The organism is Alicyclobacillus fastidiosus (assembly GCF_026651875.1).
GTDB classification, from domain to species: Bacteria; Bacillota; Bacilli; order Alicyclobacillales; family Alicyclobacillaceae; genus Alicyclobacillus; species Alicyclobacillus fastidiosus.
In genome coordinates, this window is the sequence record NZ_CP104067.1 from 1,110,267 (window position 1) to 1,125,540 (window position 15,274).

At 46.2% G+C, this 15,274-nt stretch carries 9 protein-coding genes and 1 pseudogene; 7 read left to right on the top strand and 3 right to left on the bottom strand.

Translation table 11 applies throughout. The annotated features are described in order from the left end of the window. Together cydB and NZD89_RS05740 are read right to left on the bottom strand one after the other, a co-directional pair. Complete coding sequence (gene cydB / locus NZD89_RS05735; protein WP_268006801.1) at positions 1-1,014, bottom strand: cytochrome d ubiquinol oxidase subunit II; 1,014 nt, start codon at positions 1,012-1,014, stop codon at positions 1-3. Continuing rightward, positions 1,001-2,410, bottom strand: coding sequence for a cytochrome ubiquinol oxidase subunit I (locus tag NZD89_RS05740; protein ID WP_268006802.1), 1,410 nt, complete (start codon positions 2,408-2,410; stop codon positions 1,001-1,003). Before NZD89_RS05740 ends, cydB begins: the two co-directional genes overlap by 14 nt. A 309-nt stretch (positions 2,411-2,719) precedes the next feature. Between NZD89_RS05740 and NZD89_RS05745 the strand changes: the two are divergent. The 5 genes and pseudogenes from NZD89_RS05745 to pdxR all read left to right on the top strand — a co-directional run bounded on the left by NZD89_RS05745 (position 2,720) and on the right by pdxR (position 10,088). Continuing rightward, a pseudogene (locus NZD89_RS05745) lies at positions 2,720-3,417 on the top strand (IS6 family transposase). A 207-nt stretch (positions 3,418-3,624) separates the two neighbouring features. Next, on the top strand, positions 3,625-4,596 hold the full coding sequence (locus NZD89_RS05750; RefSeq protein ID WP_268006803.1) for a carbon-nitrogen hydrolase family protein: 972 nt from the start codon (positions 3,625-3,627) through the stop codon (positions 4,594-4,596). Positions 4,597-4,636: 40 nt separating this feature from the next. Next, positions 4,637-6,340 carry an NADPH-dependent assimilatory sulfite reductase hemoprotein subunit gene (locus NZD89_RS05755; protein WP_268006804.1) on the top strand — a complete coding sequence of 568 codons (1,704 nt, stop codon included), beginning with the start codon at positions 4,637-4,639 and terminating at the stop codon, positions 6,338-6,340. 98 nt (positions 6,341-6,438) lie between these two features. Next, positions 6,439-7,899, top strand: coding sequence for an aminotransferase class I/II-fold pyridoxal phosphate-dependent enzyme (locus tag NZD89_RS05760; RefSeq protein WP_268006805.1), 1,461 nt, complete (start codon positions 6,439-6,441; stop codon positions 7,897-7,899). Positions 7,900-8,642: 743 nt separating this feature from the next. Further along, complete coding sequence (gene pdxR / locus NZD89_RS05765; protein WP_268006806.1) at positions 8,643-10,088, top strand: MocR-like pyridoxine biosynthesis transcription factor PdxR; 1,446 nt, start codon at positions 8,643-8,645, stop codon at positions 10,086-10,088. A gap of 593 nt (positions 10,089-10,681) precedes the next feature. On the opposite strand, the gene NZD89_RS05770 is transcribed toward pdxR, so the two are convergent. Continuing rightward, positions 10,682-11,584, bottom strand: coding sequence for a PrsW family intramembrane metalloprotease (locus NZD89_RS05770; protein ID WP_268006807.1), 903 nt, complete (start codon positions 11,582-11,584; stop codon positions 10,682-10,684). Between the two features lie 404 nt (positions 11,585-11,988). Between NZD89_RS05770 and NZD89_RS05775 the strand changes: the two genes are divergently transcribed. Both NZD89_RS05775 and NZD89_RS05780 read left to right on the top strand, forming a co-directional pair. Then, on the top strand, positions 11,989-14,082 hold the full coding sequence (locus tag NZD89_RS05775) for a peptidoglycan D,D-transpeptidase FtsI family protein (protein WP_268006808.1): 2,094 nt from the start codon (positions 11,989-11,991) through the stop codon (positions 14,080-14,082). Positions 14,083-14,453: 371 nt separating this feature from the next. Continuing rightward, positions 14,454-15,170 (top strand): FadR/GntR family transcriptional regulator, encoded by a 717-nt coding sequence (locus tag NZD89_RS05780; RefSeq protein WP_268006809.1) that lies wholly within the window; start codon positions 14,454-14,456, stop codon positions 15,168-15,170. Positions 15,171-15,274: the final 104 nt, after the last annotated feature.

Genomic DNA, 15,274 nt, shown 5'->3' on the forward strand with positions numbered 1-15,274 from the left:
TCAATACTCCATATGGTCGTGTAGGGAAAGCCGTTTACGAAACGTCCAAAACGTCCAAATCGTGTAGCCAAGGATGATAGGGATCAACGTCAGGGCGATCCAAGTCATCACGTGTAACGAATAAGGGTTTGAAGCCGCGTTGTAGATCGTTAAGCTCCAATTTGGATTGAGCGATGACACCATTACCCTCGGGAACAGATCGATAAATACGGTGATGGTCGAAAATACAATGGTGAACGATGTCATTAGAAACGCCCAACCATCTTTCTTTGCATGAATAAATAACGGCACGGAAATTAGGGAGATACCTGCAAGCACTGCAATGGTGCCAGGATCGATCCCCTTTTTGGAAAATATGCTCGAGTAAAAGTAGCTCAAGATCACAAATATCAACATGAATATCGTCGTCAAAAGACCGGTTCTACGCGCGGCTTTACGGGCACGCGCCTGGATTTCACCGGTCGTTTTCAGTGTCAAGAACAAAGCTCCGTGTGTAGCGAATAGCAACATCAGCGCGATGGCACAAACGACGCTGTAGAGGTTAACGAGCCCCCAAAGGGATCCGACGTCGTTCATCTGGGCATCGATGGGTACACCTTTCATAATGTTTGCCAATGCAATCCCCCAGATGATCGGTGGCAATACGCTCCCCAAGAAAATGGCTGTATCCCACGCCTTGCGCCAATGTTGCGCTGGAAGTTTGCTGCGGTACTCGAGGCCAACTCCGCGGGCGATCAGCGCGATCACGAGCAGAAACAAAGGGATGTAAAATCCACTGAACAACGTGGCGTACCACTGCGGAAATGCTGCAAACATCGCACCGCCGGCCGCAATCAACCAAACCTCGTTGCCATCCCAGAAGGGCCCGATGGAATTGTACAGCAAACGTCTTTCTTCGTCCGACTTGCCGACAAACGGAGCAAGGATGCCAACGCCGAAGTCGAACCCTTCCAACACGAAGAAACCTGTAAACAATATGACAATCAGCGCAAACCAGAGACTATTCAACGTCAACTTGCACTCCCCCCGACGGTTCAAGCAACAAATTGGATGGTATACCGTCTTCGCGCTCATTTTCATCGTCGGGTCCCTGACGGACTGCTCGAGCGGCTAGATACACACCGATTGTGAGAAGAACGATGTAGACGAACGCAAATCCGACGAGCGTGAAGAGGACATTGGCATTAGAAACTGTTGGCGAGACGGCATCTCGCGTTTGAAGAAGCCCGTAGACGATCCAGGGTTGACGCCCCATTTCAGTAAAAATCCAACCTGCTGTATTCGCGATGTAAGGTAACGCAATAGCTGCCAGCATCGATTTGAGAAACCAACCGTGCTTCAATTCGCGGTCGCGTAGGAAAAGCACAAGGCCGATCAAGCTCAAAAGAACCATTAATGAGCCTGCACCAACCATGATGCGAAATGTCCAAAACGAAATATAGACGTTCGGAATGTAGTTTCCTGGACCGTATTTTTGAACAAATTGCTGTTGTAATTGATTGATACCTTGCACACGACCGGACAGCCGATTGTACGATAGAATGCTTAGCAAATACGGGATTTTGATTGCAAACGTATTATGGTGACCGGCAACATCAATTCCAGCGATCAAAGTTTCCGGAGCATGTAGCGGACTCGTGTTCCATAACGCTTCTGCCGCCGCCATTTTCATCGGCTGGGCAACCACCTCGTGTTGTGCTTGTTCGTGTCCGACGACAGCGGTGAGAATGCTGGATATCAAGGCAACCACTGTCGCAATGCGAAACGATGGTTGAAAGAGATCGATGGATCGTTTTCGGAGCAGGTACCAGGCACTAATGCCAACCATAAAGAACGAGCCTGTGGCGATGGCTCCAAAAAATACGTGTGGGAATTCAACCCACAACTGCGGATTTGTCAGTATTGCGCCAAACGATGTCATTTCCGCACGTCCGTCGTGAATCGCATAACCCATGGGTTCCTGCATGAATGCATTTGCTGTCAGAATCCAAAACGCGGATAACGTACTGCCTAGGGACACTAACCAAATGGAAGCAAGATGTACTTTCTTCGGCAGACGTTCCCATCCGAACAACCAAACGCCAAGAAATGTTGATTCGAGAAAGAATGCTGCCAGACCCTCGACGGCGAGTGACGGACCAAACACGTCGCCAACAAAGCGAGAATATGTTGACCAATTCATTCCAAATTGAAACTCTTGAAAGATACCTGTGACAACAGCGATCGCCAGGTTGATAAGAAAGAACTTCATCCAGAACTGAGCCATTTTTTTGTACTTTTCATCATTCTTCGCGACATAGATGGATTCCAAGATCGCGATAAGAAATCCAAGCCCGATAGTGAGTGGAACAAATAAGAAGTGATACACTGTCGTCACTCCAAATTGCCACCTCGCCAGATCCACCGCCATGTGGGGCTCGCCTCCTTGTTTTGGATGTTTTCTTGTCGACATCTCTTAGATGACGAGAGGAGTATACTTCCGTTTAGGGTAGAAGAAATGGACCAACGAAAGGGTTCAAAATTATGTAAAGGACTGTTAACTCTTCATTCACAAGTTGGATTCACTTTCGACACACTGTCGAACTCTTTGCGAAAGTTATGGGGCGTATTTGTGAAATCCACATTTCGGAAAGACGACGGATATGATGGGGCTCTGGTGTAAAAACACCAGGCATGCTAGTATTGTCCGGATAAATTTCAGGGATGAGGCTGTCATGGTATGCATGCGTTCAAACGGAAGCACTTCGAATCTCATATTATCCTGACAGCGGTTCGGTGATATTTGCAATACAGCTTAAGCTACCGGGATATCGTCGAACTGCTCAAGGAAAGAGGAGTTCAGGTTTCTCATACTACTATCATGCGGTGGGTTCACCAGTATGGTCCTGAGATCGATACACGCATTCGTCGTTTCTTAAAGTCAACTACCGATTCCTACAGGGGTGACGAAAGCTATATTAGAGTGAAAGGACAATGGAAATATCTTTATAGGGCGGTGGATTCTAATGGGCAAACCATTGAATTCATGCTGTCTACGAATCGAGATGTCCTCGCCGCAAAGTGATTCTTTAAAGAGGCGTTATCTTCCCACACAATCAATCACCACGTGTCATCACCGTAGATAAAAACCATGCTTACCCTCCGGCACTACAGCAATTAAAGGACGAAACGGAGATACCGCAAGAAACCTTAATCCGGCAGACGAAATACCTAAATAACATTGTTGAACAAGACCACCGATTCATCAAGAAGATCACGAACCAGATGCTGAGATTCAAATCGTTTCAAACTGCTGACAGCACACTTAAGGGAATTGGGGCCATGCACATACTGAGGAAAGGACAGGTTGAGATACAGCACTCGCCCGTTTCTTCCATCGTGGCGTTCATGGACCACCTGTTTGATCTATCTGCATAACCGAAAATATGAGAGATGGCTCAATCTCTTTTGCTCGTAATCTTTGCACTAGAACCGTTAATGGTAAGCGGTCATCCAATTAAAGTCGAAAGGCATACTCCACGCCATTTCCGAATTGGATGGTTCACTCGGAATCCAATTGGATGGAGACTTTGATGTTGACATGGGCTACTTTTGACTCAGAAACCGGTTTAAGGAGTGAGAGAATTGTCTGGCGGGACAAATGTCCTTAAGGTTGCGGTTATACAGTGCGCTCCAGTCATCATGGACCGAGAGGCAACCACCCAAAAAGCCATATCGCTGATTCATGAAGCCTCACAAAAGGGGGCTAAGTTGGTGGTATTCCCGGAAGCATTCATTCCGGCATACCCTCGTGGACTTGCATTTGGGGCTCGAATCGGTAGCAGAAATGCTGCGGGTCGGGAGGATTGGGCCCGGTATTGGTGTAACGCCGTCGTTATTCCGAGTGATACGACTCAAGCGCTTGCAGAAGCAGCACGTAATGCCTCTGTCTATCTAGTTGTAGGCGTAATCGAGAAAGACAACGAGAGTAGTGGCACGCTGTACTGCACAGTTCTGTATTTTGGACCCGACGGAACACTACTCGGCAAGCATCGAAAGTTGAAGCCCACAGCCTCCGAACGCCTCATTTGGGGTGAAGGAGATGGCAGTACCCTCACTGTTGTCGACACACCTTTTGGTAAACTTGGCGGTCTCATCTGTTGGGAGAATTACATGCCATTAGCGAGAATGGCTATGTACTCTAAGGGCATTCAATTGTACGTTGCCCCGACCGCTGATGCTCGGGATGTTTGGCAAGCCACAATTCGTCACATCGCACTTGAAGGAAGATGTTTTGTATTGTCATGCAATCAGTTTGTTACCAAGGATATGTATCCAACCGATCTTGCTTGTTACGAGGAACTCTCCTCAGAACCAGAAATGATGTGTGCTGGTGGAAGTGCAATCGTTGGACCGTTAGGTGATTACGTCGTAGAGCCGGTTTACGGTCGAGAGGAAATTTTACTGGCTGATCTCGATCTCGATTTAATTGCACAGAGTCGCTTTGATTTTGACCCAATCGCTAGTTACGGACGTCCCGATGTATTCCAGTTAATGATCGACGAAAAGAAGCAGGACTCGGTTCGATGGACTACACAAGAAACTGGAACACCCTGAAGTTTCGAAACATCGCAGACAGCCTTGTGGAGGTGTCAAAATGGAAAATAATCCAACTCAGGAGAAAGTATCGAAGGTAGAAGTGATTAAACAAAATGGGAACTTTCTTCGCGGAACAATCGAAGAAGCCTTAACGGACGATAAAACGTTCTTTGAGGACGAGAACGTTCAGCAACTAAAATTCCACGGAGTATATCAACAAGATGATCGTGATCTCAGGTCCGTTCTCCGTAAAGAAGGTAAGGAGAAGCACTACCGGATGATGGTCCGCGCTCGGATTCCTGGTGGAGTACTCACACCGGAACAGTATTTGGTGTTCGACAGACTTGCGGACGAGTATAACGAATATGGATCGCTACGCATCACCACGCGGCAGACCATCCAGTTGCATGGGGTGATTAAGCGAAACCTGAAACCCACAATTCAAGCGCTTAATGAAGTCCTCGTCACGACTCTCGGGGGATGCGGAGACCAAGTGAGGAACACTGTGTGCTGTGCAGCGCCTGGACATCAGATCTATCATAAAGAAGTACGTAGAGACTTGCTACAACTTGTCAATGCCGTATCGGCTAAGACAAACGCCTACCATGAAATTTGGTTAGATGGAGAGAAGGTTCCTCTATCAGATGAACTGAATGAAGAGCCGTTGTATGGCGCCGTCTATTTACCACGGAAGTTTAAATTAGGCTTCGCCGTCGAAGGCGACAACTGCATAGACGTATATACGAATGACATTGGAATTGTTGCTCATATAGATGAGAAACGGATCAGTGGCTATACGCTTTTGGTAGGCGGCGGGATGGGACGAACTGCCTCTGACAAATTGTCATATCCCCGGTTGGCTACACCTATTTGTTTTGTCAACCGTGATCAATTGATCGAAACTGTGGTAACCATCATTGGTATCCAACGTGATTACGGTAACCGTATCGAACGGCGTTACGCCCGATTTAAATACTTGTTGGACACGCGTGGGCTGGAATGGTTCCAACAAGAAATGGAAAGCCGCCTTAACCGGGAGCTTGTTCCGCCTCGTGAGTTGACTTGGAATCGAGCAAATGACCACTTGGGTTGGCACACCGAAAGGGTAGGACGTAGCTACATCGGCATTTTTGTTGAGAACGGACGGATAAAGGATACAGCGGAGTTGCGACTCAAGTCTGTACTACGCGAAATTGTGGAACACTTTCGCCCTACTGTAAGACTCACCACGCAACAAAATATTATTTTAAGTGACATTGAAAACTCTAATCGATCCGTTATTGAACAGAAACTTCGCGAAGCAGGAGTAGCTTTGGCTGAAACTTTATCGAAAACGAAATTGTCCGCGATGGCATGTGTGGCATTACCTACCTGTGGTTTAGCCACTGCGGAATCTGAGCGCGCATTGCCAACCATTCTCCCTGACTTTGAGAGGATGTTTCAGGAGTACGGAATTGAAGATGAACACATCAGTGTTCGTATGACGGGTTGCCCCAATGGATGCGCTCGCCCATACACGGCTGACATTGCATTCGTTGGGCGTTCGCCCGGAAAGTACGACTTGATGCTCGCTGGGGATTTCTACGGCACTCGATTGAACCAACTGTTTCAGGAACTCGTTCCGATCGATAAACTTGCCGACACAGTGCGTCCAATTGTTTCCGCATACGCTTCCGAGCGCGAGTTCAGAGAAACTTTTGGTGATTACTGCTGCCGGGTAGGGTTAGACCGATTTCGTGAACTAATTACCAAAAATAGATAGATGGTTGATCTTAGCGAGTAGATGTAAGCTAATACTGCCAACGCGGGGCTGTTGGCAGTATTACGGAATGTATACAAATAAACGAGGGAGACACAGAATTGAATCATCACGAAACCCCGTTATTTACAGCTCTAAAAGACCACATTGCGCGGGACCCAATCCAATTTCACATTCCTGGGCATAAACGTGGTCGCGGAATGAACAATGTGTTCCGAGATTTTATCGGTACAAACGCACTTGAGATGGATCTGATTAATATTGCACCATTGGATGACCTCCATCACCCCACTGGTCCAATTAAAGCCGCACAAGAATTGACAGCCTCAGCGTTTAGAGCAGATTCTACGTTTTTTTCAGTGCAGGGCACGAGCTCCGCGATTGTCGCCATGATTATGTCCGCTGTGAAACCAGGCGATAAAATCCTTGTTCCACGAAACATACACAAATCCGTACTAACAGCATTAATTATCACGGGTGCACATCCAATTTTTTTGCACCCCAAATTGGATGAGACTTTCGGGATTGCACACGGACTCTCGGTAGAGTCTATTAAAGACGCACTTACTCAGCACTCTGACATCCGTGCCGTACTAGTGACAAATCCAACCTACTTTGGTGTCGCATGTGATTTAAAGCGTATCGTTGAGATTTCGCATGCTTTCGGTGTTCCAGTGTTAGTCGATGAAGCACATGGAACTCACACATATTTCCACGATTCCTTACCTCTGTCGGCGATGGCGGCTGGTGCAGATATTGCAGCCACCAGCGTGCACAAACTTGGAGGCTCACTTGTAGGTGCAAGCATTCTGAATGTGCGAAGCGGGATAATTGACCCGCTTCATGTTCAAGTCATTATGAGTATGCTCACCACAACCTCAACATCGTACCTTATGCTTGCTTCCTTAGATGCCGCAAGACAAGATTTAGTTCTGCACGGACGAGAGCGATTTGAACGGGCGATTCAAATGGCGAATCGAATACGGGATGAAATTAATGGCATACCGGGGTTGAGGTGTCTAGACAAACGGGTTCTTCAAGACAGTGCAACATATCAAATCGATGCTACGAAGTTAACGATATCGGTGAAAGACTTGGGTATTCGTGGTTATGACGTTGAATTGATGCTGCGTAAAGAATTCAATATCGAGGTCGAATTAAGTGATCTATACAACATACTTTGTATTTTCACCGGTTCCGAAACAGAGAACGATATGGCACAACTTGTGAGAGGACTGCGATTTATCGCTGAAGGATTTTCGAAGTATAGTAGGACGCCTGAGGTATCCGTTAAATTGCCACCTTTACCCGTCCTGCAGATAACCCCTAGAGAGGCGTTCTATGCCAAAACCAAGCGTGTTCGTCTATCTGAGGCGGTTGGTGAAACCATTGCCGAAACGATTATGGTGTATCCTCCCGGAATTCCGATACTGTTACCTGGGGAAATGGTCACGCAGGAGGCGATCGACTTTACTGAAGAAAACCTCCGTGCAGGACTGCCTGTGCAGGGTACCGACGATCCAGAGATTCAGTATGTAAAAGTTGTCTGCTCAAGGTCATAAATACTGTATACAAAGACAAACCACAATAAATGCATTGGATGTAGGACGTCATGAATATGATGGTTGTTTGGTAAATTCTATCCACAGTATCAAGAAGATCCAGTTGGGGTACGCGTGAAAGAGGATAAAGAAGAGATGTTCTTCAGCGTTTATCCCTCTGGGCAGTATCTAAATACCATCGACACAATAAAAAGAGGTGACCGGTTGTTTATCAAGTCGACTCTCAAGGTCTTTGCAAGATTTTATTGTTGTGAGGAGTGTGCCCATCACCAGCAACGAGACGGAACAATAGTATGCCCCGGTAAGGGGCATTTCTAATTTGCATTAAGCGACTGCCTATCCAACAGCCTAAAGGACACTTGGATCCCGCCCTTAGTGACTCGACGGACTTCATCATCCCATTATCAAAATTGACTGAACGAAATGTGGTCCTCCCCATGTCATGTAGAGTAAACGATTATAACAGCCGAGGAAGGATTGACGATCGTCACCGGAAAACTCTTTCCCATTGTGACCAATAATTCTATCGATGTCCTTCTCGTTTATCTTTTAGTGGACACTGAATCTCGATTCTAATCGCTGATAAAAATACTCAAACTCAAAATGACACTCAAGTCGCTTGAATGTGGTGGTTTGGACCGCACGCGAATTCATCATATAATTCGTTCGAAGAGTTGTATCCATCCAATTGATTCATGACGAAACCAACCAATTTATTCGAGTCCGGAATGGGGTGACCATCGATGAATTGGAAACCGGATGCAAGTATGAAGGAACCAATTTTTCGCCAAATTGCCAAGCACTTTGAGTCTTTGATCATCGAAGGGAAACTAGCTCCTGGGGAGCCGCTACCGGCAGAGCGAAAACTTGCCGAGGAATTGGGCGTAAACCGGAGCACAGTCGTATCGGCCTACGCAGAGCTGCGTGCCACTGGACTCGTCCAATCTGTTCAAGGGAGCGGAACGCGTGTAAGTGAGCATATGTGGGATGTGTCTGCGCGGAAAGTCCCCAATTGGAGACAATATACACTGGAAGCATCTTTTCGTCCGACGTTGCCACTCATAAGCAAACTTCGAAGTGCCAGTACGGATCCAACAAAGATCAACCTAGCCAGGGGGGAATTGTCAGAAGATCTACTTCCACGTCGAGAAGTTCAAGAGCTCCTTCATCGGATGAACATCGACGATTCTCTGGGCTACAGCCATCCGCAAGGAAGTTTGCGGCTTCGTGAAACCTTGTGTGACCATCTTCGAAAAGCGAACGGAATTTACACTGATCCGGAACATATTCTAGTCACTTCAGGATCCCAACAGGCACTTCATCTGATTACGCAATGTCTTCTCGCTCCAGGTGATGCCATTGGACTTGAAGGTCCCTCGTATGCTTACTCATTACCGCTATTTTCATCAGCGGGATTACGATTATTCCGCATTCCGGTAGATGACGACGGTTTGGACCCGATTTCGGTTAAAGAACTGTATCAAAAGCATATGATAAAAATGGTCTTCGTAAATCCAACTTATCAGAATCCCACTGGAACCACGCTTTCCCTCTCCCGACGAAAGCAACTCTTAAAAATCTGTGAAGAATTGCGGATTCCGATTGTAGAAGATGGTGCTTACTCAGAAATTCGCTTGGATAAATCAGAGGCACCTCCGAATGCCCTCGTTACGCTACACGGAAACAGTGACCTTGTAATTTACGTTGGCAGCCTGTCCAAAACAGCCGCGCCAGGGTTACGTATTGGATGGGTAATTGCGCCTTCTGCGGTCATCCGTAGAATGGCAGACGCCAAGGAACAAATGGACTTTGGTATGAACACGGTCGTCCAAGAATTGGCTAACTTGTACCTGAGGACTGGTTGGCGTGACCATCTTCAAAGGCTTACCCGAGAACTTACCAAACGACGGAATTCTATGCTGATGTCCCTTCAATCCAATGCCGAGGAACTCTGCGTTTGGAATAAACCTCTTGGGGGATACCATATCTGGTGTCGCCTGAAACATATCATATCTGACGTGGAATTGCTCGATGCGTGTATTCAAAACGGTGTTATAGTAACTCCAGGGATCGTCTACGGTGCTGAGCATGGATTCATACGTTTAACGTATGCCCGCTCTGTGGAAAACGACATTTACGAAGGCATAAAACGATTTGTACATGTCATCCGTGAACTGGCTGAAAGGTAAGAGCAAAAACCACTTACATGATCTAGTCAGTTTTCGAAGAGAGCAATGCCATATTGTTTTTCCGGTTCTGGTGCAAAGATTATGAGCAATAGAGAAAACTCGCGCTCAAATCAGGGAACTTGAGAGAGAAACGAGACTGATAACCTATTAATAATTAAACAAGAGTATCGATCTAAGTGTTTGATTTTGTAAGGAGAAATACTCTTGAAACGGGGGCTACAAACAGGGATAGGCGGAAACAGTTTATTAAGAACGATTTGCCACAAAGATTAAAGGAGACTAAAGTGGCGCACACTATTCTTAGCACGCACGTCTGCGACAAATGCGCGTAGGCCACTTAGGGTCACCAACCAAGGAGACGTGTGCGGATCGACCGACAAAAGCGCGGTTTGAAGTACGTGTTTTCCCAACACCAGCAAGGACTTTCGGGTTTTGGCTCACATACGCACGTTTGAGGGGCGTGTGGGGAAACCCGTGCGGGTTCAAGTCCCGCTCTCGACACCAAATATCCTTGTCATAATAAGGGTTTCAGGAAACTTCCTGAAACCCTTATTTGCGTATAGACCCATGTTTCCTCTGTACTCCACCTGGAATTACCACGGGTTACCCAGCTTGGTAAAGTTGTGGCTTCGCATGCCGCTGAGCAATAGGGCAAGGAATAGGAAGTAACAGAGTGCCACGGCGATGAGAGCCCAGCCGACGTGTGTGTCGATGGTTGCGTCGTAGAAACCATGAAAGCAGGCTGCGATTAGCCACATACCTAGTGCCCCCCACCACGTTTTACCGCCGCGACTAGCAGCTAAACCAAGGCCGTATGATGCGATGCCTGCAAAGATTGCATGCAAAAATGGTGTGTATAGCGCTCGGCTAAGTGCTGTCACAACTCCGGTACCGACTGTGTGGTGGACGACCTCATTCATAATTCCCTTTTGTACGTACGAGATATTTTCTATAGCAGAGAAGCCGAGCCCCGAGCTAATACCCATAATCATGAACTCAACTGGTTTGACGTGTATCCGGCGAATGCGAACGAATGCTATTGCAAGGAGGATAATGATCTGTTTCGAAAATTCCTCTGTGGTCCCAACGAACACAATGTAGCTTGGAATGGCGATGGGTGGACTGTTGGACTGTAGAAATGGAGCAGCGCCATTTGATACCCAAAAATTTTCGACGAATAGTGCAAACATCGTCCCGATTACGGCCGTGAAGACGTAAGCGACAATATCCGCTATGAGAGACCGTCCAGGTTGGCTTGTCTTGACTAATGGCCGAAACACAAAGAACCAAAATAGTGAAAAGTAGACGAGCATACCAAACACAATGTTGATACCGAGCGTTTCGAGGAGTATCGGAATGATGGCGAAGAGTAAAATCCCCCAGTATAAACGCGATTTTAGAATGGCGAGCAGGTATGCTCCTGTTTTGGATGGTAATGGTTTTCGTCCTGAACTGGAAAGTTGTGAAAAATCCTCTGTGAACCTGTTTTCGTCCATAGGATACTCCTTGTTAGGCATCGATGTATGTTCATTTGATTTGCTTCATACCATGACAGTTTTGCCTCGCGTTAATTAGTTCAATCAGCACCTGGTTAAAGTCTGTAGTTTTGTTTCCACACAAACTCCATAAGCGCTCCATTGCTTCTTCAAATAATTTATGTACAGTAAATCACGAGTCCTCCTTTACTGCTATTGTGTTGCATCACGGCAGTTAACGGCACTTCAGTGATCTCACTCGTGGTGTCCTTTAATAATACGGAAGGCATAGCGTCTGCGAGACTCGTGGGTAGTTAATCTTCGATAGAGTGAATTTAAAGCTGTTGTACCGCTAAAACCTCTAATTCGTATTCAGTGTTGAGGGTAATCGACAGAGAGACCATATGATTATGAGGTGTGTTTTAATGCGAAAGAAACCTAGAGAGCAGACTGGAAAGAAGTCTAGTAGAAAAATACTTAGAATAAATGTAGTGTATAGCATTATATTTTTATCGTTCACAGGTCTTATCTTAAGAGCAGCCTATGTAGAGGTAGCCAAAGGTCCCGCGTTCCGAAGTGAGGAAACAAGCACACAATTCACGAAAATGCCACTACTCCCACAAAGAGGCTGGATTTACGACGCAAACGGCCAAGTTCTTGCCTGGGACACACCATCAGATGGAATTGAACTTGATAATAGTACAGGTAACACGGATACGGAGTATCACGACGTTGCGAACAAACTAGCTCCTATCCTGAACGAAACTCCTCAAAAGTTATATAACACCATAATAGCGAACAAGAGTTCCCTTCAGATTCCACTTGCTACACACATTACTGATGCCCAGATTGCTTATGTGGTAGAGCACCAATCCGAATTGCCAAATGTTGAAGTTGATCAAACTTACAACAGACAGTATCCATACGGCGATTTAGCTGGGCAAGTTCTTGGCTATGTCGGAAGTATTACTGCACAAAACGTTGGATATTACAGCAAGAAGGGGTATATCGATAGCCAAAAGGTGGGGGTTGGTGGACTTGAGGAGCAATACGAGTCTTTGCTACAAGGGAAGCCAGGGACCGAACTATTAACAGTAAACCCCTCGACAAATACCGTGGAACAGGTTGGTGCCGCGCCGCCGGCAATTCCTGGTGACAATATTCAATTGACACTTGATGGGCGCACACAAGCAGAAGCGCAGATGATTTTGAAAAATCTTATCGATTCATCCTCATCGAATAGTACGATCGCGGAAGGCTCAGCTGTCATGCTAAACGTCAAAACGGGCGGAGTTCTAGCAATGGTCAGCTATCCATACTTGAATCCTAACTGGTATAGTTCAGGAACCGATTTAACAGCAAGTCAAATCAAATATTTGACCACTTCTGGCGCGCAAGAAAACTATGCAATTGACGCACCGGAGTATCCAGGCTCCACTGTGAAACCAGCGAACTTAATTGCAGCCATGAAGCACGGTGTAGTTACGCCGAATACCACCGTAGACGATAACGGGTACATTCGTATTGGACAGAGCATCATCCATGAAGATGAGGGCATGGCCTTGGGGTTGCTGAATCCTATTGAGGCAGTCGCCGTTTCTAGTGACGTGTTCTTTTATGAAGTTGGACTGGATTTGGGCAAATGGTTCGGCAGCAGTTCGACAAGTGGAGGTTCATACCCGTCAAGTGATGGAAGCTATCAAAACTATCTCGATACTGATTTTGCAAAAGGTATCAATACCCTTTTTCAAGGAGAATGGGATTTTGGATTGGGCCCTAAGACCGGGATCGACCTGCCAGGCGAAGTTGGTGGGAATTTCTATATTGAAGACTCGGACAAAGGATATGAGGAGGTTCCCTACAACCTCCAGCAGAGCGAAGCGTCCATTAAAAAAACTGGAAAGTACGTGAATCATGGGACCCCTGAAGATTTAGCTTTTGCAGGAATCGGCCAGTCCCAACAGTTTACAACCATGCAATTGGCTACGTACGCAATGAATTTGGCTAATAACGGAAAAAAATTAAAACCGCATTTACTAAGCAAAGTGTATAGTGCCACGGGTGGACCAAACTCAAACTCCACCCCACTTGAGACAGTCAATACAAAGGTAGAAGGTCAGGTTCAGGCAAGTCCTGCAATTTATCAGCTGGTGAAAACTGCAATGAACGATGTGACAACAGGTGCACAAGGGGGGGCCGATGCAACGGCATATGGCATATTTAGCTCATCACCCTACCAGGTAGCCGCGAAGACTGGCACCGCTCAAATTAACATCAATGGGCACCAAACAGACAACTCAGTATTCATCTGTTATGCCCCACTCAATCATCCCATCGTCGCGATGGCTATCATGGTTCCTGGCGGTGGATACGGCGCGGGTTTGGCGGGGCCCATCGCAAAGCAGATCTTGGATGCCTACTTTAATGAACATCATGAACCTTTTATGCCGAAGAGTGGGTGGACCAGTACAAATATTCCATCGAATTGGAGTACTTCATCCGCGAACACACTGCCGTAGTTTTCTATTTATCACGTAATAGATGACCTTACAAAACACCTGTTATATATGCCGAGCCTTTTGCAGAATTCCCTACCACACTCGGTGATACACTATTAGAGTTTTAAATATATACAGCGCTATATTATGGAATGTTTAGCGTTGTAACTATCGAATTCTGCAAAAGGCTTAAACCAACTTAAGGAGTGGACTCTTTATGATATAAATGCAGCACAGCCACAGTGTGTGGCACTCGTAAAAATCCTTGCAATTCGCGCCCTTTATTGAGTACGTAAGATATACACTTGCTATTGACAGGTTGCGACAAAACGTATAGTTTGCTTTATAAGAACATGTCAGACAACTGATGTGTCATGGAGAGGTTTGTGGAAATGCAACCATTACGCTCGAACGTCAAATTATCTGAACAGGTACAAAAGGTTCTGATTGACAAGATAGAAAATGGCCAGTACGCAGTGAATGAGTTTCTGCCGAGTGAAGCTGAACTGTGCGATAGTTTCGGAGTTAGTCGCGCTACGATTCGGGAAGCTCTGAGAGGGCTGGAATCTCGAGGATTTGTTGAACTTCAGCATGGTAAGGGTGTAAGGGTGACGAACAAAAGTGTTCAAGTCGTTATGGAATCCCTTCGCTCGATGATTGTGCGTTGTGACATCAGTATGGATGAGTTATTACAAGTGCGTAGAATTGTCGAATTGGAGACGGTCAGATTGGCTGCCGAAAATGCAACCGACCGTGAATTGATGGCTCTAGAAGACACGTTACGCGTCATGTATGATTCCATATCTAGTGACGAGAATTATATTCAAAATGATTTTTTGTTTCATGTTCTAATCGCTAAGACTTCTGGCAACAGAATTCTGGAGTCGATATTGCTAGCGTTAGAACCCCTTCTTAAAGGATGCATCCAAACAACATTGCATGTAGACATTCGACCAGAAGTTAGCATGAATTATCACCAAAAGATTTTTGACTGTGTGAGATCAAAAGATGTTGCTGGAGCTGTACAGAACATGAAGGAACATTTAAATGCAACGGAGAAAATGCTGTCGGTTAATGGGGCCACTTTGCATAATTCGTTTAATACCTGACGCTTTTTTGTGCAAACTCGTCAGACATCCGTTATCTGATTTGTTCAAGGGACACAGCAAGGTTGTCTGAGATGTTGGCATCGTCTTGAAAGCGCTAACTTCAT